Raw genomic sequence first — 20,032 nt, forward strand, 5'->3', positions numbered from 1 at the left:
CTTCACCGTGCACCGGGGTCGACCACCGGAGCAAGAGGCCGACAAGTGTGAGCTGGCTCATAGTTCGGGGGAGGTTGTGTTCCGGAAGACTCCGGTCGGATCGATGTTCCCCGCCGCCAAGAAGCGAGCCAGTGCGTCCTCCCGGCTTCCGGGGGCGAGCAGCGCATCGGCGATGACCCGCGACCGGTGCTCTCCGAAGCTGAGCCCGTGGTGCCCCGGTCGGGGATCGGCCGGATCCCAGGCCGCCGCGAGGCCGTCCGCGACCCGGTGCGCGTAGGCCGAGACGGTCGTGCCGAGGCCTTGCAGGCCGGACAGTTCCGCCACGATCCTCGGCGCGGCGGACCACGCCTGCCGGCCGAGGTAGAGGACGAGTGCGTCCCGACGGGGGAGGTGCAAGCTGATCTTCGCGCGGTAAGGCGTCCCCGTTTCCTCGAGAAGAGTCAGCGTCGAACGCCACACGGCGGTCGCGGTGCCCGGCTCGACGAGATGTGCGTAGATCCGGAGAGTGTGGTCCCCGGGTGTGAGACCGTGCCCCAGCGAGCCGTCGACGAGGAAGAAGCCCGGGGCCAGGTTCCAGCGGGTGCTGCCGATCTCGATCACGGTGACCGCGCCGGCCACCGGGGATTCGACCTGGAGGGCGGGCACGCGGACCCGGATGCCGTCGATGTCGACGATGACCTCGTCCGAGTCCGCCGGCGATCGCACGCGGCCTCGGGCCCGGGTGAATTCGTGCGGTACCGCGGCAATCAACCGGTCGCGGAAACCGGGAGACTCCGAATCGCCGCCAGCGCCCCCCACGTGAAGACCGTCGTACAGGGCCGTCATGAGCTTCGCGCGCAGTGCGGCCCGGCCACCCGCTCGCACGACCTGGCCGACGACGAGGGCCCGGTTCTCCGGCTGGTCGACTTCGACCTCACGGAGGGCGTCGAGCAAGCTCGTGATCGACCCGCCGCCCGCGGGGAAGAGTCTGGTCATGTGGTCAGCCCCAAGGTATCGGCGAACCGGTCGGGGGCGAGCAGCACCGCTCGGCCGATCCCCGCGGCGGCGCGTTCGACCGGCAGTAGCCGGGACTGCTTTTCGGCCGTCGCGAGCAAGCGGTCGAACTGGTGCCAGCCAGCGAAGGCCGCCGAACGGCGACCGAGGTCGGTGTCCGGCGCTCGGCGAACTTCCCGATAGGCGCGCCAAAACGACGTGATTAGCGGACGCACCGCGGCGAACCGCGCGGTGCCCCGGGCCACGATCTTCCCGTGGTCGGGCGCCGCGTCGGGGTCCGCGATACCGATAGTGCTGCGAAACAACCATTCGCCGACGAAGGCGCCGATGTCGCGGGCCGGATCCGCCCGCCTCAGCTCGTCCCAGTCGATCAGGTGGACATCGCTGCCGTCGATCACGAACTGGTCGAGCCGGAGGTCGCAGTGCGCCGGGGTGCGCACCGCCGCGGGAGTGGCGCACAGCTGCCGGATGGCCGCCGTCAGTGCCTCGTCCCGCTGCAACAAGTGCCACAGTTCGAGTTCGGCGGCACATGCGTTGCGGTACACCGCCAGTGGCAGTGCTTCCAGTTCGGCCAGCGGCGGGAGCCCGGGCGACGAGGTGTCGAGCCAGGGTGGGCAGGCCGCTTCGTGCAGCTTCGCCACGAGCCGCCCCAGCCGGTCGGCGGTCACTTCGTCAAAATCGCCGTCATCGGCGAGCCGGCGGCCGTCGCGCGCAGGGGTGAGAAGTTCGTAGACCAGCAAACCGGTCTCCGCGTCCCAGCCCAGGCACCGCGGCCTCGGCACCGGAACCCAGTCCGCGGACTCCAGTGCGATCAGCCGGGCGAGCCTGCGGTCGCTCCCCGCCGAACCGGGTGCGATTCGTTTGACGAAGACTTCGGTGCCGGAAACGGTGGTTCCCGCCCAATTCCGATGTCGGCCGCGATATGCCCGCGGGCCACCGATCAATGCGCCCATCCCTAGTTTTGTCAACAGTGAATCGACGATCTTCTGTTCGGCGATGTTCGCCCCCAGGAAGTCGATTTCTGACATCGTGACCATGTTAGCCTGCCGGCCGGGGGTGAAGACAAGGAGCCGCGGTGCGGGAGATTCGCGTCGATCCGAACGGTGTTCCGGTGCTTTCCTATCTGCGGCGGGAGAACGCGGGAGTGCCTTGGGCAGACCGAGTGGAGGTGCTGGGCGCGGGCGCCGCGGATGTGGTCCTTCGGGAAATGTCCGGCTGGGCGGCCACTGGCCCGCGGTCGCTCGCCGAAGAACTGGTGGCGCGAGGCGCCCGGCTGGTCCGCGCGACTCACCGCATGACCTGCGATCTTTCTTCCCGGCGGTTGCCGGAGGACTGGAAGTGCCTGCCACCGGCGTCGCCTCTGCGGTTCGAGCCGTTGCCCCGGCCCGTCGACGATCTGGTTTCGGCGTGGCGAGCCGCGTACGCGCCGGGACATCCCGATTACCGGGACGAATACGAAGACGCTGTCGTGGTGCGAAACCGCTTCGAGGCCTTGATGGCCGGCACGTCGTACGGGCCGCTGTCTCACCTCAGCGCCGTCATCAGCGACGCCGGCTCGGTGGTGGCCGGGCTGCTGCTCAATCGGTTCCCGGGTGAAGTGCCCTGGGGCGGGTTCCTGATCACCGACCTGTTCCGCCACCCGGCGTACCCGCGGGCGGGTACGTTGCTGCTCCGGCGGACGCTGGCCCGTGCGGCGGCGGAGGGGCTCGGCGTGGTGGGTCTGGTGGTCACGGACGGAAACCCGGCGCGGCGGCTCTACGAGCGGCACGGGTTCGAGGTATTCGAGAGTCCGGTGACCGTCAGAATTCCCTGAAATCTCCCTGTTGAGCTGGGCGGACATCAGGCGTCTGCGAAACGTCTGCCCCATCGGCGAGGCTCGCGGTGTCAAAGGGGGAGGGAGGACGGCCGCCGCCCCGTCACGCCCCGAAGGCGACTGGTGGCGGCCGTCGTGCCCGGGCCCCGACGCGGGGCAGAGGGAGGGGCGCGTGGTGAAGGGGTTGCTCGTCGAACGAGCCGGACTGTCCGAGGCGCCGGTGAAAGTGCCGATCGCCCGGCTGGTCGCCGCGGACTCCCCGCGCATCCACGGCGAGCAGGTGGATCACACCAGGATGCTCGCCGCGGTGGACACCCCGCTGCCGCCGATCGTCGTTCACCGGCCGACGATGAAAGTTATCGACGGAATGCACCGCCTGCGAGCGGCCGTGCTGCGGAGTGACGAGGCCATCGACGTGCTGTTCTTCGCCGGTGGAGACGCGGATGCCTTCGTGCTCGCCGTCGAGCTCAACCACGCGCACGGCCTGCCGTTGTCGACCGCCGATCGCAAGGTCGCGGCCGCTCGCATCGTCGACTCCCACCCGACGTGGTCGGATCGCCGGATCTCGGCTGTCACGGGACTGGCGGCCAGTACGATCGCGACGATCCGCAAGTGTTCGACCGAGCGAATCGGACAGTCGAACGTCCGGGTGGGCCGGGACGGCCGGATGAGACCCGTCGACGGCGCCGAGGCGCGCCGGCGTGCCGCCGAGCTGATGACTGCCAACCCGACCGCCTCGTTGCGCGAAATCGCCAAGGTGGTGTGCATCTCGCCCTCGACCGCGAAGGACGTGCGGGCCCGGCTCGACCGGGGCGAGTCGCCGGTGACCCCGCGGCAGCGGAGGCAGGACACCGCCGGAGGGCCGTCGCACGGCGCTGCCGTGTCGCTGGGAAGCACGAGCCGGCTCGCCCGCCCCCCGGTCGCCCGGATCGATCCGAAGCGTGGCCGGGAGGGGACGCGCAAAGCGGGCGAAGACACCTCGGCCGCCGAATACGTCGCACTTCTCGCCCAGGACCCATCGCTGCGATTCAGTGAAGCGGGCCGGGTGCTGCTCCGGCTCATCGGGTGTGCCGCTGTCGGCGATGGTCAATGGGACGAAATGGTGGACCGGGTACCCGTTCACCAACGGGAGAAGGTCGGCAGGCTGGCGCGTGAATGCGCATCGGCGTGGGCGATTTTCGCGGATCGCCTTGAACATTGAGGTACGGGTCGGTCGCTGATCGTGAAGGCGGTAAGATTCAGGTCGATCTCGGGCAAGCGGAGATCGTTCATGCCGGATCGGTGTGCCGATGTCGGGCTGTCACGAAGCTGTCATGAAACTGTCCGGAAGTGGCCAGGTCGAACGGATAGCAGGTCTTCGTGTTGCCGTAACCGCACCGCGGGACTCGTCTGATTGACAATTTCATCGGGCCTGCCTGCGATGAGAACGGTTTCCTTGATTGAATCACGTCGACCGTGGTGTGAGTTCCCGGGCCGTTGAATGCCGCGAGTTTGTGGTCGTGCGCGTCCCGTGGTCGGCGTTGCAGGATGCCTATTCTGTGCATAGTATCGGTGTCGACCTCGAGTTGTTCGACCTGATTGTGATCGGCCGGCGGTGTTCAACCGGCAAAAGTGCGGCAGTTGAACGCCGGTCGTCTCGTCGGGGAGCGGGTGGGCTCCTTGAACGTGTTGACGTCCGAAGTCGACTGGGTGAGACTGGGATCGTAAGTGAGTACTTGCTGGGGGGAATAATATGGGGGCAGATGTATTTTCCAATTCCGGACCGATAAGGTCGGATGATTTTGTGGATCGAAGACAAGGAGTCGTTTCTGTCTCCATCGCGGAGATCGTGCCCGGTGATTCGCCGAGGCTGGAAGGTGCGCAGGCGGATCACGTTCGGCGGCTGGTGGAGTCGAAGGGTGCCCTGCCGCCGATACTGGTCGACCGAAGAACCATGCGCGTGATCGACGGGACCCATCGCCTGCTGGCGGCCGCGCTGAGCGGGCGGCAGACGATCGACGTCGAGTTCTTCGACGGCAGCAGTGAAGACGCGTTCCTCAAGGCGGTCGAGGCCAATGTCGAGCACGGCCTTCCGCTGACCCAGGCCGACCGCGCGGCGGCGGCGCTGCGGATCCTCAAGTCTTACCCGGCCATGTCGGACCGGGCGATCGCGAAGTCCACGGGCCTCACGGCCCGGACGGTCGCGGAAGTGCGGCGCTCGTCCGCCGGGGTGCCGGTGTCGGAAGTGCGGATCGGCCGCGACGGCAGGACTCGTCCCCTCAATGCCGCGCTCGGGCGGTTGCGTGCGGCGGCGGTGATGAAGGAGCGCCCGGACGCCTCGGTGCGCTCGGTCGCCGTGTTGGCCGGGGTGTCTCCCGCGACGGCGCTCGACGTGCGACGGCGGCTGAAGCGTGGTGAGGAACCCGTTCCGGTCCGGGGTGGCACGAGCGACCGGGTGGCCGAAATCCCGGAGCCCGCCGAATCGGCCGAGCAGGTGCCGGTGGCCGAGGCGGCACCGGCTGTCAAGCTCGAAATCCTCATGCAGGACCCCTCGCTGCGGCAAACCGAGCCCGGCCGCCGGCTGCTGCGGATGTTCAAGGAGAACGAGCTCGGCGCCAAGGATCTGGCGGATATCGCACACTCCGTTCCGGTGCACTGCATCGAGCTCGCGGTCCGGGTGTCGCGGCGCAATTCGAGAATATGGGCCGAATTCGCCCAGCAGCTTGATCGGCGCGCTCAAGGCGAGTAGTCCTTCAGCTCGATCGTTGAATTCTTTGGTTTTCTGAAGTCGAAGTTTCCATTGAGGAGTGAAAATGTCTTACCGATTCTCGCTCGTCCTGAACCGGGAAGTGACCGACCTCGAAATGGTGACCCTCAAGGAGGGGACGGGGGCCGACCTGTCTTTCGTGGACGACACCCTGCCGACCGACGCCGAGCTCGCGGTCACGCGGATCGAGTTCTCCGATGATGTCTCCCCGACGCTGGCCGAAGCCATCGAGTCCGGTTTCGCGATCGTCAAGTCGATCCCGGAGTTGTCGATTCCCGGCCTGAGCGTGCCCGCCCAGCCGGCCGCGCCGGACGGGAGCGAAGACGAAGGATCGGCCAAGACGACGGCCGAAGTGGCGTCCTGACGGGTGGCCCGGCCGCGGGCACCGCAAGCCCAGACGGGGAGGAGAAGCATGAAAGACCATCGTGTCCCCAACGCATTCCTCAGTGGGGGCCCCGACCGGACGATCGCCGACGATCAGCGGCTCTGCTACTTGCCGGACGTCGAGGTGCCGAAGGTCCGGATCCAGTGCGGCAATCGCTACGAGCACTTCGAGGCCAGTCCGGAACGGGCGGTCGTGGACGGTCGTGAAGTGCGCGTCTTCGTCTGGTCTCTCCGGACGTACCTGGCGGAGTGACGGCCGGAGGGTGAAGCACGGAACAACTCGAACCGATGCGCAGTCCGCTGCGGGGGAGCAAGGGCGGAATGGCAGACAGACAGCAGCTCCGTGACTACCTCGACGTCGTCACGGCCCGACTTCGCAGTGCTCACGCGGAGCTGCGGCAGCTCAGGCACGAACCGATCGCCGTCATCGGCATGGGCTGCCGATACCCCGGCGGCGTCGACAGTCCCGAGGCGCTGTGGCGGGTGGTCGAGACCGGTGCCGACGCGATCGCCGGGTTCCCGGTCGACCGCGGCTGGGACACGGCCAGGCTCTACGACGACCCGGAGCTGCCCGGCTCCACGACCCGCGAGGGCGGTTTCCTCGACGGGGCCGCCGATTTCGACGCGGCCTTCTTCGGGATCAGTCCCCGTGAGGCGCTGGCGATGGACCCCCAGCAGCGGCTGCTGCTGGAAACGACCTGGGAAGCGATCGAACGCGCCGGGATGGACCCCGCCGCCCTCCGGGGCTCCCGCACCGGCGTCTTCACGGGTGTCTATTCCTCCTCCGCGGGCTACGGGAGCGGGCGTGACCTCGACTTCGCGGATGCCGCGGGGCACCTGCTGACCGGAACGGCCAACAGCGTGCTTTCCGGCCGGATTTCGTTCACGCTGGGCCTGGTCGGCCAGGCCCTGACGGTGGACACAGCCTGTTCGTCTTCACTCGTGGCCCTGCACCTGGCGATGCAGGCGCTGCGTGCCGGCGAGTGCGAACTCGCGCTGGCCGGCGGGGTCACCGTGATGTCCTCGCCGACGTTGTTCCGGGAGTTTTCCCGGCAGCGGGGCCTGGCCGCCGACGGCCGCTGCAAACCCTTCTCGGCGGATGCCGACGGCACGGGCTGGGGCGAGGGCGCCGGGATGGTGGTCCTGGAACGGCTGACCGACGCGCTTCGCCTGGGCCACCCGGTCCTGGCGGTGCTCCGCGGCAGCGCGGTCAACCAGGACGGCGCGTCCAACGGCCTGACCGCACCGAACGGGCCGTCGCAGTGCGCGGTCATCCGGGCGGCTCTGGAGAACGCGCGGCTGACGGCAGCCGACGTCGACGCCGTGGAGGCACACGGCACCGGCACCAGGCTCGGCGACCCGATCGAGGCGCGGGCGCTGCTGGAGACGTACGGGAGGGCCGGGAACCGGCCGCTGTGGCTGGGATCGGTGAAGTCCAACATCGGGCACACCCAGGCCGCGGCGGGGGTCGCCGGCGTCATCAAGCTGGTCATGGCGCTGCGACACGGCGTGCTGCCCCGGACCCTGCACGCCGAGCGGCCCTCGGACCACGTGGACTGGACGGCCGGCCGGGTGCGGCTGCTGCAGGAGCCCGTTGGCTGGGGGCACGAGGCCGATCGTCCGCGGCGGGCCGCCGTTTCGGCGTTCGGCATCAGCGGCACCAACGCGCACCTGGTCCTGGAAGAAGCGCCGGTGTCCGAGGCGGTGGGGGCGCCGGCCGGGCGTCCGGTGCTGCGAGCCGCGACGGCGTGGGTGTTGTCCGGACGCACGCCGGCGGCGCTGACGGCGCAGGCTCGGGCGCTCGAGGAACACCTCGCCGCCCGGCCGGAGCTGACGGCCGGCGAAGTGGGCTGGTCGCTGGCCACGACCCGGACGGCGTTCGAGCACCGCGCGGTCGTGCCCGCGGCTGAGGCGGCCGGCGCATTGGCCGCACTGGTCGCCGGCGAACCCGCGGTGGGCGTCGCGATCGGGGAGGCCCGGCCCGCCGGCACGGGCCGGACGGTGTTCGTCCTGCCGGGGCAGGGAAGCCAGTGGGTCGGCATGGGCCGGGAGCTGGCGGAGACGTCGCCGGTGTTCGCGGCGCGGCTGGCCGAGTGCGCGGAAGCACTTCTCGCGTACTTGGACTGGGACCTCGACGACGTCCTCGCCGGTCGCTACGGATTCGATGCCGCGGACGTGGTGCAGCCGGCGCTTTGGGCGGTGATGGTGTCGCTCGCGGCGGTGTGGGAAGCGGCCGGCGTGGTACCGGACGCGGTGGTCGGGCATTCGCAGGGTGAGATCGCGGCCGCGGTGGTGGCGGGAATCCTGTCGTTGGAAGACGCGGCGAAGGTCGTCGCGCTGCGCAGCCGGGCGTTGACAGCGCTCGCCGGGCGAGGCGGGATGATGGCCGTCGAGAGCGCGGCCGAGGTCGTTCGTGGCCGGCTGGAACCGTTCGAGGGCCGCCTGTCGGTCGCCGCGGTGAACGGACCGACCGCCACCGTGGTCGCCGGCGACCCGGACGCGCTGCGTGAGCTGGTGGCGCTGCACCCGAACACGCGCACGCGCGTGCTGCCCGTGGACTACGCCTCGCACAGTGCGCACGTCGACGAGCTGCGCGAAGGGATCACCGCCGCGCTGTCCGGCATCGTGCCCCGCGAAGCACGCCTCCCGATGATCTCGGCCATGAGCGGGGAATGGCTCCGCGGCCCGGAGCTCGGCCCCGCCTACTGGTCCGCGAGCCTGCGCGAGCCGGTCGAATTCGCGCGTGCGATCCGGACGCTCGGCGACGCCGGGCACGACACTTTCGTGGAGCTGTCCCCGCATCCCGTGCTGACCACGGCGATCGGGGACGAGCTGGCGGACCGCGAGCCCGTGGTCGTCGGCACCCTGCGCCGCGACGACGGCGGCGCGTCCCGGCTGTTGACCTCCTTCGGCGAGGCATACGTGCACGGCGTGCCCGTGGACTGGGCCGCGGTGCTGCCCCGCGCCGGTCGTGTCGACTTGCCGACGTACGCCTTCCAGCGCAACCGGTTCTGGCCGCGGCGCACGCAGCCGGCGCCCCAGCAAGCGGCGCCCGTGCACACCGACGACACCTGGCGCTACCGCACGGCCTGGGAGCCACTCGGCCCCGCCGCCGTCGCCGCCCTCACCGGATCTTGGCTGGTCGTCACCCGGGACGGTGTCGACCCCGAGCCGTGCGTGCGCGCGTTGACCGCGCACGGTGCCCGCGCCGTCGTGCTGACGACCACGGCGGTCGACCGTGCCGCGCTCGCCGCCGACGTGACCGCTCGGCTCGCCGTGGACGGGCCCGTCGAGCCGACCGGAGTGCTGTCGCTGCTCGCACTGGACAGCCGGCCACTGCCGGGTTTCCCGGCCGTCCCGCACGGCACCGCCGCGACCTTGGCGCTGGTGCAGGCCCTCGGCGACGCCGCCGTTACAGCTCCACTGTGGACGGTCACCCGCGGTGCCGTGTCGGTTGTGCCCGGCGACGCTCCTCCCGAACCCGCTGCCGCGCAGGTCTGGGGTCTCGGCCGGGTGGCCGCGCTGGAGTACCCACACCGCTGGGGCGGGCTCGTCGACCTGCCCGAACGGTGGGACGACCGGAGCGCGGGCCGCCTGGCCGCCGTCGTCGCCGACGGCACCGAAGACCAGGTCGCGCTCCGCCGCGCCGGCGTCTTCGCCCGGCGGCTGGAACGCGCCTCCCGGGTCGTCCCCGACCCGATCGGGCCGGACGGCGCCTGGTCGCCACAAGGCACCGTGCTGGTCACCGGCGCCACCGGCTCCCTCGGGCCGTACCTGACCGCCTGGCTGGCCGCGCGCGGCGCCACGCGCGTCGTGCTGCCCACCCGCTCCGGGCCGGCCGCGGTGCCGGCGGCCCACGTGGCGTCACTCGTCGCGGCGGGCACCGCGGTCGACGTCGTGGCCTGCGACGTCGCCGACCGCCCGGCCTTGGCCGCGCTCCTCGCGCGCACCGACGGCACCGGCCCGCGCTTGACCACCGTGCTGCACGCGGCCAACGCCTTCCACCTCACCCGGCTCGAGGACACCGGTCTCGACGGCCTCGCCGCGTCGCTGGCGGCCAAGGCGGCGGGCGCCGACCACCTCGACGAACTGGTCGCCGACGCCGACGAGTTCGTCCTGTTCTCCTCGATCGCCGCGGCCTGGGGAAGCGCCGAGCACGGCGCCTACGCGGCCGCGAACGCCCACCTCGACGCGCTCGCGCAGCGGCGCCGGGCACGGGGCGCCGCGGCGCTTTCGCTCGCTTGGGGCGTGTGGGACACGCGGGACTGGGAAGCACCGGACGCCTTCGGGCCGCACGGACCCGTCACCATCACCGGCGACACACTCCGCCGCCAGGGCACCCGGTTCCTGGCCCCCGGCCCGGCCCTGGACGCGCTGGGCCGTGTCCTCGCCGAGGGAGCCGCGGCCACCGGTCCCTACCTCGCGCTCGCCGACATGGACTGGGCGGAATTCGCGCCGGTCTTCACCGCGGCACGCCGCAGCGCCCTGCTGGAGCGGATTCCCGAAGCGCACAGCCACCTCGAGGACACCACGCCCGGCACCCTCACCGAGACCGCGAACGCCACGGACGCGCCGGTGAGCGATTTCGCCGCCAAGCTGGCCGCCGCGGCCGCCACGCCCGAGCGCGAGCGGCTGGCCACGGACCTGGTGCGCGTCCACGCGGCCGCCGTCCTCGGCCACCGCGACGCGGGCGAGGTGCCGGGCAGCCGGGCCTTCCGCGACCTGGGCTTCGACTCGCTGACGGCGGTCGACCTGCGGAAGCGGCTGGCCGCGGCGACGGGCTTGCGGCTGCGTTCCTCGATCGTCTTCGACCACCCGACCCCGGCGGCGCTCGGCGCACACCTCGCCGCGGCGGTCCTCGGCACCGACGCCGCCACCGCGGCCGCCACGGTCACCCCGGCCGCGGCCGCCGCGGACCCCGGAGAACCGCTCGCCATCGTCGGTATCGGCTGCCGGTTCCCCGGCGGGGTCACCACCCCGGAGCAGTATTGGGACGTGCTCGCCGCGGGCGCCGACGTCATCGGCGGGCTGCCCACCGACCGTGGCTGGGACCCGGGCCTCTACGACCCCGATCCGGGCCGCCAGGGCAAATCCGTCACCCACCAAGGCGGGTTCCTGCACGACGCGCCCGGGTTCGACGCCGCGTTCTTCGGCATCAACCCACGCGAAGCGGTCGCCATGGACCCGCAGCAGCGGCTGCTGCTGGAGACGGCGTGGGAGGCGCTCGAGCGCGCCGGGCTGGCTCCCGAGGCGTTGCGCGGCACTCCGGTCGGCGTGTTCGCCGGCGCCACGCTGACCGGCTACGGCGCCGGGCTTGCCGACGGCGACCCGGCCGCCGAGGGGTACCTGGTCACCGGCCACTCCAGCAGCATCATCTCCGGCCGCGTCGCCTACGCGCTGGGTCTGGAGGGGCCCGCCCTCACGATCGACACCGCGTGTTCGTCTGGGCTGGTCGCGCTGCACCTGGCCGGCCAGGCGCTTCGGGCGGGCGAATGCGAGCTCGCGCTGGTCGGCGGCGTGATGGTGATGTCGACGCCGAGCCAGCTGGTCGGCTTTTCGCGGCAGCGCGGTCTCGCCGGGGACGGGCGCTGCAAGCCGTTCGCCGCCGGGGCCGACGGCATGGGCCTCTCGGAAGGCGCGGCGACCATCGCCGTCGAACGGCTGTCCGACGCGCGCCGCCTCGGGCACCCGGTGCTGGCGGTCGTGCGCGGCACGGCGGTCAACCAGGACGGCGCGTCCAACGGTCTCACCGCGCCCAACGGGCTTTCGCAGCAGCGGGTCATCCGCGCCGCCCTGGACGCCGCGGGCCTGACGCCGGACCAGGTCGACGCGGTCGAGGCGCACGGCACCGGCACTCCGCTCGGCGATCCCGTCGAAGCCCACGCGCTGCTGGCCACCTACGGGCAGGACCGGCCCGCCGACCGCCCGGTGTGGCTCGGCTCGGCGAAGTCCAACATCGGGCACACCCAGACCGTCGCGGGCCTCGCGGGCCTGATCAAGATGGTGCTGGCGATGCGCCACGGGGTGCTGCCGCGCACCTTGCACGCCGACGAGCCATCCCGGGAGATCGACTGGGAATCGGGCGGGGTGCGGCTGCTGACCGAGCCACGGCCGTGGACCACCCGGGCGGCGGCCCCGCGGCGCGCCGGCGTGTCCGCGTTCGGCATGAGCGGCACCAACGTGCACGTCCTCGTCGAGCAGCCGGGTGAACCGGAAGCGTCGCCCGCCGACGAGCCGGCCGGGCTGCCACTGCTGGCCCCTCGCTCCGAGGTCACAGCCTGGCCGGTCACCGCCCGCGGCCGCGACGCACTGGCCGCGCAGGCCGGCCGCCTGCGGGAGTTCGCGCTCGTTCCGGACGCCCCGGCCGCCGAGGCCGTTGCGTGGTCGCTGGCCACCACGCGGAGCCACTTCGGGCACCGGGCCGTCGTCGTCGCCGAGCCGGCCGGGTTCGCCGGCGGGCTCGCCGGGCTGGCGGCCGGCCGGCCCGCCGGGAACGTCGTCGTCGGCGAGAGCACCGCCCGTGGAGACCGGGTCGTCTTCGTCTTTCCCGGGCAGGGCAGCCAGTGGGTGGGAATGGGCCGCCGGTCGCTGGCGGAGTCCCCGCTGTTCGCCGCGCGGTTCGCCGAGTGCGTGCGGGCGCTGCGGCAGTTCGTTCCCTGGGACCCGTACGCGGTGTTGGCCGGTGCCGAAGACGCGCCGGATCTCGAAGGCGTCGCGGTGCTGCAGCCCGTGCTGTGGGCGGTGATGGTGGCCCTCGCCGAGGTGTGGCGAGTGGCCGGTGTCGTACCGGAAGCGGTCCTCGGGCATTCCCAGGGGGAGATCGCCGCGGCGACCGTTGCCGGGGTGCTGTCGGTCGAGGACGGCGCACGCGTGGTCGCGGTCCGGTCGGCGGCGTTGGCGGGACTGGGCGTCGAGGGCGGGATGCTCTCGGTGGTGATGCCGGTGGCGTCGGTGCGGGACCTGCTGGTGCCGTTCGGGGACCGGCTGTCGGTGGCGGCGGTGAACTCGCCGGCGGCGACGGTGGTTTCCGGTGAGCCCGGCGCGCTGCGCGAGTTCGAGCGGGTGCTGCGGAAGCGGAAGGTGCTGCGCTGGCGCGTGCCGGTGACGGACTTCGTCGCGCATTCGCGGCTGTGCGAGCCGTTGGAAGCGACGCTGCCGGGGTTGCTGGCGGGGATCGAGCCGCGATCCGGTGCGGTGCCGTTCTTCTCGACCGTGCTCGGGCGGGTGGTGGACGGCTCGCAGCTGGGACCGGAGTACTGGTACGCGAACGTGCGGAGCCTGGTCCGGTTCGGGGAGGCCGTGGAAGCTCTCGCGCTGTCCGGGCACCGGGCCTTCGTGGAGGTGTCGGCGCAGCCGGTGCTGCTGGCCGCCGTCGAGGAGGTGCTGGGCGGCCGGGCCGACCTGCCCGCGCCGGTGGTGGTCGACACGCTGCGGCGCGACGACGACGGCGCCGACCGGCTGCTGCGCTCCTTCGGCACCGCGTTCGTCCACGGCCTGCCGATCGACTGGACGGCCGTGCTGCCCGCTTCGCCCAGGCTGCGCGCCTCGGCCCCGCGGGTCGAGCTGCCCACGTACGCCTTCCAGCACCGGCGCTACTGGCCGAAGCCGGCGATCGCGCGGCCCGTCACCGGCGAAACCGCGCCGGTGGACCGCACCGACGACTGGCGGTTCGTGATCGAGTGGGCCCACGCCCCCGAACCTGCGCCCGCCCGGCTTTCCGGCGTCTGGCTCGTGCTGGCTCCGGGCGGGCATGACCCGCATCCGTGCATCGCGGCGCTCGAAGGCGCCGGCGCCGAGATCGTCACCGTCGAACCGGACACCGCCGACCCCGGCCGGGCCGGGTACGCCGACGGCGTCGTCGCCGCGCTGGACGGCGCCGAACCCGCGGGCGTGGTTTCGCTGCTCGCCCTCGACACCGCTCCGCTCGCCGCGCACCCGTCCGTGCCCCGTGGCCTGGCCGCGACGCTGGCCGCGGTGCAGGCCCTCGGCGACGCCGGAGTCGCGGCTCCGCTGTGGGTGCTGACCGCTGGCGCCGTGTCCACCGATCCCGGGGCCGCCGCGGCCGACCCGCGGCAGGCGTCCGTCTGGGCGCTGGGCCGGACTGTCGCGGCCGAGCACCCGGACCGGTGGGGCGGGCTGGCCGACCTCCCCGCGCACTTCGACCCGCGGGCCGCCGCCCGGCTGGTCGCCGTGCTCGCCGCCCGCGACGAGAACGAGGTCGCGCTGCGGGCGGACGGCGTCCGGCCACGACGGCTGGCCCACGCCCCCAAGCCCGTCGCCGACCGGCAGCGCCTGGCGCCGCGGGGCACGGTGCTGGTCACCGGCGGCACCGGCCACATCGGCAGCCACGCCGCGCGCTGGCTGGCCGGCGAACGCGGCGCCCGCCGCGTCGTCCTGACCAGCCGCTCCGGCCCCGCCGCCGCGGACGCCGCCGCGTTGGCGGCCGGGCTCGCGACCGCGGGCGCCGCCGTGGACGTGGTCGCCTGCGACACCGCCGACCGCCCGGCGCTCGCCGGTGTCCTCGACCGCATCGCCCGCACCGGGCCGCCGCTGTCGACCGTGCTGCACGCCGCCGGAGCTCTCGACGACGGCGTTCTGGACCGCCTGGACGCCGCGCGCCTGGCCGGCACGTTCGACGGCAAGGCCGGCGGCGCCGCGAGCCTCGACGAGCTGACCGCCCACCTGGACCTGGACGCCTTCATCCTGTGCTCGTCCATTTCCGCCACCTTCGGCAACGGCGGCCAGGGCAACTACGCCGCCGCCAACGCCTACCTCGACGCGCTCGCCGAGCAGCGCCGGGCCCGCGGGCTGCCCGCGACCTCGCTGGCGTGGGGCCCGTGGGCGGGTGGCGGCGTCGGGCAGGCCAGCGAAGGCGCCCGCCGGCGGCTCGCCCGCAACAAGTGGGAAGTCCTGATGGAGCCCGCGGCCGCGATCCGCGCCCTCGCCGCCGCCGTCGAGGACCGCGACCCGCGGCTTTCCGTGCTGTCGCTGATGGCGGTCGACTTCGGGGCGATGGCCACGGCGCGCGGGCCCGAGCAGTTGCGCCGGGCTCCGCTGATGCGGGACCTGCCGGAGATCCGGGCCGCCGGCACCGCGGCCACGGCCTCGGTGCCCGCCGGCGCGGACCGGCCGCTCGCCGCCCGGCTGACGGCGCTGACGTCGGCGGCGGCCCGGGACCGCCTGCTGCACGACCTGATCCGCGACGAGGCCGCCACCGTGCTGGGGTACGGCTCGGCCGCGGACATCGAGCCCGGCCGCGCCTTCAGCGAACTCGGCCTTGATTCGCTGACGTCGGTCGAGCTGCGCAACCGGCTCGGCGCGGTCACCGGCCTGTCGCTGCCCGCCACCCTGCTCTACGACCACCCGGATCCGGTCGCGCTCGCCACGCACCTGCGGACGCAGCTGGCCCCCGCCGCCGCGGACGGCCGGACCGTCCCGGCCGAACCGCGCGGCGCGATGGCCGGCCCGGACACCGACCCGGTGGTCATCGTCGCCATGGGCTGCCGCCTGCCCGGCGGGGTCCACACCCCCGAGCAGCTGTGGCAGCTGCTCGACGCGGGCCAAGACGCCATCACCGGCCTGCCGACCGACCGCGGCTGGGACCTGGCCGCACTCTACGACCCGGACCCCGACCGGCCGGGCACCCTCTACGCCCGCGAAGGCGGTTTCCTGCACGAGGCCGCGGAGTTCGACGCCGGCTTCTTCGGCATCAGCCCCCGCGAAGCCGTCGCCATGGACCCGCAGCAGCGGCTGCTGCTGGAGGTCGTCTGGGAGACCCTGGAGCGGGGCGGCCTCGATCCCGGACGGCTGCGCGGCAGCCGCACCGGTGTGTTCGTCGGCGGCTTCGGCTCCGGTTACGACCACCTCACCGCCCAGGCCGGTGGATCGGCCGACGGCCGCCTCGAAGGCCAGGCGATGATCGGCGCGGCCACCAGCGTGTTGTCCGGGCGCGTCTCCTACCTCCTCGGGCTCGAAGGTCCCGCGCTCACGATCGACACGGCGTGCTCGTCGTCGCTGGTCGCACTGCACGCCGCCGTCCAGGCCCTGCGCGCTGGCGAGTGCGACCTCGGGTTGGTCGGCGGGGTCACCGTGATGCCGACTCCACGCGACCTCGTCGCCTTCTCCCGGCAGCGCGGGCTGGCGGCCGACGGCCGGTGCAAGGCGTTCGGGACCGGCGCCGACGGCATGGGCATGGCCGAGGGCGTCGGCGTCCTCGCGGTCGAGCGGCTCGCCGACGCCCGTCGTCTCGGCCACCGGGTCCTGGCCGTGGTCCGCGGCAGCGCGGTCAACCAGGACGGCGCGTCCAACGGGCTCACCGCACCCAGCGGACCGGCCCAGCAGCGGGTGATCCGCGCCGCGCTGGCCGCTGCGGGTCTGGCACCGTCCGATGTGGACGTGGTCGAGGCGCACGGCACCGGCACCGAGCTGGGCGACCCGATCGAAGCGCAGGCCCTCCTGGCGACCTACGGGCAGGACCGCCCGGCGGACCGGCCGTTGTGGCTGGGGTCCGTCAAGTCCAACATCGGGCACACGCAGGCCGCCGCCGGCGTCGCCGGGATCATGAAGACCGTCCTGGCCTTGCGGCACGCGCGGCTGCCGCGCACGCTGCACGCCGCCGCCCCGTCCCCGCACGTCGACTGGACCGCGGGGAACATCGAGCTGCTGCGCCGGCCGGCGGAGTGGGCGCCGCGAGCGGGTCGGCCGCGCCGGGCGGGCGTCTCGAGCTTCGGCGTCAGCGGCACCAACGCGCACGTCATCATCGAAGAGCCGCCCGCACGGCCGGCGCCCGTGCTGGCGGAGCCCGGCTCCGCGCCGGTGCTGTCCGGCGGGCCGGTCGCCTGGCCGATCGGTGCGCGGGACTCGCGGGCCCTCGCGGCGCAGGCCGGCCGGCTGCGCGAGTTCGCGCTGGCCCACCCCGACGTCCCCGCGCTCGACGTGACGTGGTCGCTGGCCACGACCCGTTCGCCGTTCGAGCGGCGGGCCGTGGTGCTGGGGGCGGACGCGGCCGAGCTGGCGCCGGCGCTCGCGGCGGTGGCCACCGGGCAGTCCGCGCCGGACGTGGTGACCGGCTCGGTCGCACCGGGAGGAACGGGCCGGACGGTGTTCGTCTTCCCCGGCCACGGCAGTCAATGGGTCGGCATGGGCCGGGAACTGGCGGAGGCCTCGCCGGTCTTCCGCGAGCGGCTGGCGGAGTGCGCGGCGGCCCTGGCGCCGTACGTGCCGTGGGACCTCGGCGACGTGCTCGCGGGCCGGCACGACTTCCTGGCCGCCGACGTGCTGCAGCCCGCCGTGTGGGCGGTTTCGGTGGCGCTGGCCGCGGTGTGGCGGGCGGCCGGGGTGCGCCCGGACGCGGTCGTCGGGCATTCGCTCGGCGAAATCGCGGCGGCGACGGTGGCCGGGGCCCTCTCGCTCGAAGACGGGGCGAAGGTCGTCGCGCTGCGGAGCCGGGCGCTGCGGGCGCTGGACGGCCGCGGGGGCATGCTCTCGGTCGCGGAGTCCGCCGACGTCGTGCGGACGTGGCTGACCGGCTTCGAGGGCCGGCTGTCGCTCGCGGCGGTCAACGGCCCCCGCTCGACCGTGGTATCCGGGGATCCGGACGCGCTGGCCGAGTTCGCGGCGGCCTGCCCCGAGACCTGCCGGACGTCGCGGGTGCCGATCGGCTACGCGTCGCACAGCGTCCAAGTAGCGGAACTCGAGGACGAGATCGTGACCGCGCTGGCCGGGATCGAGCCGCGCCCGGCGGAGATCCCCGTCCTGTCGGCGTACACCGGGCAGTGGGTGGCCGGCCCGGAGCTGGACGCCGGGTACTGGTACGCCAGCTTGCGCGGGACGGTCGACTTCGCCGGCGCCGTCCGGACCCTGGGCGAGAGCGGGCACCGCGTGTTCGTCGAGATGTCCGGGCATCCGGCGCTGATCGGCGCGATCGGCGACAACCTGGGTGACGCGGCGGCCGTCACCGGCACCCTGCGCCGCCGGGACGGCGGGGCCCGGCGCCTGCTCACCTCGCTGGCCACGGCGTATGTGGCCGGAGTGCCGGTCGACTGGGCGGCGGTGTACGGCCCCGGCGAGTTCGTCGAACTGCCCACCTACGCCTTCCAGCGCGGTCGCTACTGGCCCGAACCGGCTCGCCCCGCCGGGTCCGGCGATCCGCTGGCCGGCCTCCGCTACCGGATCACGTGGACGCGCGTGGCGGAGGCCCCCGAGCCGCCGGTGCTGTCGGGAACGTGGCTGGTGGCCGGTGGGGCCGTCGTGCCCGGCATCGCGCGGAAGGTCGTCGACGCACTCGTCGCGCACGGTGCCGCCGACGTCGTGACCGAGCTGGACGCCGGCCGGCGCGTGGCTCGCGAAGGCGCGCTCGCCGGCGTGGTTTCCCTGCTGGCCCTGGACGAATCCCCGGAGCACGGCCACCCGACGATGACCCGGGGCGTGGCGGCCACCCTCGACCTCATCCAGCTGCTCGGCGAGGACGCGCCCGAAGTCCCGCTGTGGGTGCTGACCGCCGGCGCGCTGGTCACCGGCCCCGGCGAGCTCGGCCGCCCGGCGCAGGCCCAGGCCTGGGGACTGGGCCGGGTCGCCGGCCTCGAGCACCCCGAGCGCTGGGGTGGTCTCGTCGACCTGCCGCGGGCGGCGGACTGGGACGCTCGGACCGGCGCCCGGCTGGCCGGGCTGCTGTCCGGCGCCGTCGGCGAGGACCAGTCGGCGGTCCGCCCGCAGGGCATCCTGGCCCGCCGCCTCGTCCGGGCCGCCGCGGTGACCGAGGTGCCGCGCCCGGGCCGCGGGACCGTGCTGGTCACCGGGGGCACCGGCGCGATCGGCGGTGAAGTCGGCCGGTGGATCGCCGGGCGGGGCGCCGAACGCGTCGTGCTCGCCGCCGGGGAGCCGCTGACGGCGGAGGTGGCGGGGCTCGCCGCCGACGTGGCGGCGGCCGGCGCCGACCTCGCCATCACGGCCTGCGACACCACACAGCGCGCCGAGCTCGGCGGCCTGCTGCGGCAGCTCACCGCCGACGGCGGACCGGCGCTGCGCAGTGTCGTTCACGCCGTCGGCGCCGGACAGGCGACCGCGGTCGCCGACACGACCGCCGAGGAGCTCGCGGCCGTCGCGGGCGCCCGCTCGGCCGGGGCGCGCTGGCTCGACGAGCTGACCGCCGACCTGGACCTCGACGACTTCGTCCTGTTCTCGTCGGTGGCGGCGACCTGGGGCAGCGCGCTGGTTCCCGGGTACGCCACGGGCAGCGCCTTCGTGGACGCCCTCGCCGAGCAACGCCGAGCCCAGGGCCGGGTCGCGACGTCGGTCGCCTGGGGGCCGTGGGCCGACGGCGCGCCCGCGCGGTCTTCGGTCCGGCACGGTTTGGGCGTCTTGGACCCGCGGATCGCGGTGCAGGCGCTGGGACAGGCGATGGACGGCGGCGACGCGCTCGTCACGATCGCCGACGTGGACTGGCGGACCTTCGCGCCCGCGTTCACAATGCACCGCCCGAGCCCGTTGCTCGCCGATCTGCCGGAGGCGGCCGCGCCCGTGGTGGTGCGACCCGCCGGCGGGGAGGGCCCGGAGTTCGCCCGCACCGTCGCCACGCTGCCCGCCGCGCGCCGGCTGGCCGCGACGACGGACCTGGTGCGCGCGGAAGCCGCCGGGGTGCTGGCGCACGAGGACACCGATGGCATCGAGCCCGACCGCGCGTTCCGGGACCTCGGCTTCGACTCGCTCACGGCGATCGAACTGCGCAACCGGCTGACCGCCGCGACCGGCGTGACGCTGCCGTCGACGGTCGTGTTCGAGCATCCGACGTCCACCGCTCTGGCGGCGCACCTCCTGCGGGCGCTCGGGGCGGGGCCGGACTCGGTCACGGATGAGCTCGAGCGGCTGGACGCCGCGCTCTCGAACCTGCTGGACCGGCTCGGCGACAGCGGCGGCGGAACGGACGAAGACGAGGAGGCGGTCGCGGCGCGCCTGGCCGCGCTGACCGCCAAATGGCAGCGGCTGCAGCGCATCCCGGGTGGCGGCCGGGCCGTCTCGGCCCGGCTCGACGACGCGGACGACGACGAGGTCTTCGACCTCCTCGGCAAGGAGTTCGGCATCGAATGACCACACCGGCA

General features: G+C 73.6%; 8 protein-coding genes. 6 read left to right on the forward strand and 2 right to left on the reverse strand.

Features of this window, described 5'->3' with window-relative positions:
* Positions 1-57: 57 nt before the first annotated feature.
* Positions 58-975, reverse strand: a complete 918-nt coding sequence (locus ACZ4TR_RS36315) for a T3SS effector HopA1 family protein (protein ID WP_465292545.1) — start codon at positions 973-975, stop codon at positions 58-60.
* The gene (gene lxmK / locus ACZ4TR_RS36320; RefSeq protein WP_465292547.1) at positions 972-2,021 is read right to left on the reverse strand and encodes a class V lanthionine synthetase subunit LxmK; all 1,050 of its coding nucleotides are present in this window, start codon (positions 2,019-2,021) and stop codon (positions 972-974) included. The genes ACZ4TR_RS36315 and lxmK overlap by 4 nt, the downstream gene beginning before the upstream one ends.
* A gap of 47 nt (positions 2,022-2,068) precedes the next feature.
* Here lxmK and ACZ4TR_RS36325 point away from each other — a divergent pair, with 47 nt between their 5' ends.
* The 6 genes from ACZ4TR_RS36325 to ACZ4TR_RS36350 all read left to right on the forward strand — a co-directional run bounded on the left by ACZ4TR_RS36325 (position 2,069) and on the right by ACZ4TR_RS36350 (position 20,021).
* Complete coding sequence (locus ACZ4TR_RS36325; RefSeq protein ID WP_465292549.1) at positions 2,069-2,806, forward strand: GNAT family N-acetyltransferase; 738 nt, start codon at positions 2,069-2,071, stop codon at positions 2,804-2,806.
* Between the two features lie 172 nt (positions 2,807-2,978).
* Positions 2,979-4,007, forward strand: coding sequence for a ParB/RepB/Spo0J family partition protein (locus tag ACZ4TR_RS36330; RefSeq protein WP_465292551.1), 1,029 nt, complete (start codon positions 2,979-2,981; stop codon positions 4,005-4,007).
* Between the two features lie 732 nt (positions 4,008-4,739).
* On the forward strand, positions 4,740-5,534 hold the full coding sequence (locus ACZ4TR_RS36335; RefSeq protein WP_465292553.1) for a transcriptional regulator: 795 nt from the start codon (positions 4,740-4,742) through the stop codon (positions 5,532-5,534).
* A 64-nt stretch (positions 5,535-5,598) separates the two neighbouring features.
* Entirely contained in the window at positions 5,599-5,916 is a 318-nt protein-coding gene (locus tag ACZ4TR_RS36340) for a hypothetical protein (RefSeq protein ID WP_465292555.1), read from the forward strand.
* A gap of 48 nt (positions 5,917-5,964) precedes the next feature.
* The gene (locus tag ACZ4TR_RS36345; RefSeq protein WP_465292556.1) at positions 5,965-6,189 is read left to right on the forward strand and encodes a DUF5988 family protein; all 225 of its coding nucleotides are present in this window, start codon (positions 5,965-5,967) and stop codon (positions 6,187-6,189) included.
* A gap of 68 nt (positions 6,190-6,257) precedes the next feature.
* Positions 6,258-20,021, forward strand: a complete 13,764-nt coding sequence (locus ACZ4TR_RS36350; protein ID WP_465292558.1) for a beta-ketoacyl synthase N-terminal-like domain-containing protein — start codon at positions 6,258-6,260, stop codon at positions 20,019-20,021.
* Positions 20,022-20,032: the final 11 nt, after the last annotated feature.

This window comes from Amycolatopsis sp. NPDC028719, from assembly GCF_055565395.1.

Excerpts from the sequence above, each read along its gene's own strand:
- lxmK (WP_465292547.1), bottom strand. The coding sequence starts at position 2,021 with ATGTCAGAAATCGACTTCCTGGGGGCGAACATCGCCGAACAGAAGATC.
- ACZ4TR_RS36350 (WP_465292558.1), top strand. The coding sequence starts at position 6,258 with ATGGCAGACAGACAGCAGCTCCGTGACTACCTCGACGTCGTCACGGCC.
- ACZ4TR_RS36340 (WP_465292555.1), top strand. The coding sequence starts at position 5,599 with ATGTCTTACCGATTCTCGCTCGTCCTGAACCGGGAAGTGACCGACCTC.
- ACZ4TR_RS36345 (WP_465292556.1), top strand. The coding sequence starts at position 5,965 with ATGAAAGACCATCGTGTCCCCAACGCATTCCTCAGTGGGGGCCCCGAC.
- ACZ4TR_RS36335 (WP_465292553.1), top strand. The coding sequence starts at position 4,740 with ATGCGCGTGATCGACGGGACCCATCGCCTGCTGGCGGCCGCGCTGAGC.
- ACZ4TR_RS36315 (WP_465292545.1), bottom strand. The coding sequence starts at position 975 with ATGACCAGACTCTTCCCCGCGGGCGGCGGGTCGATCACGAGCTTGCTC.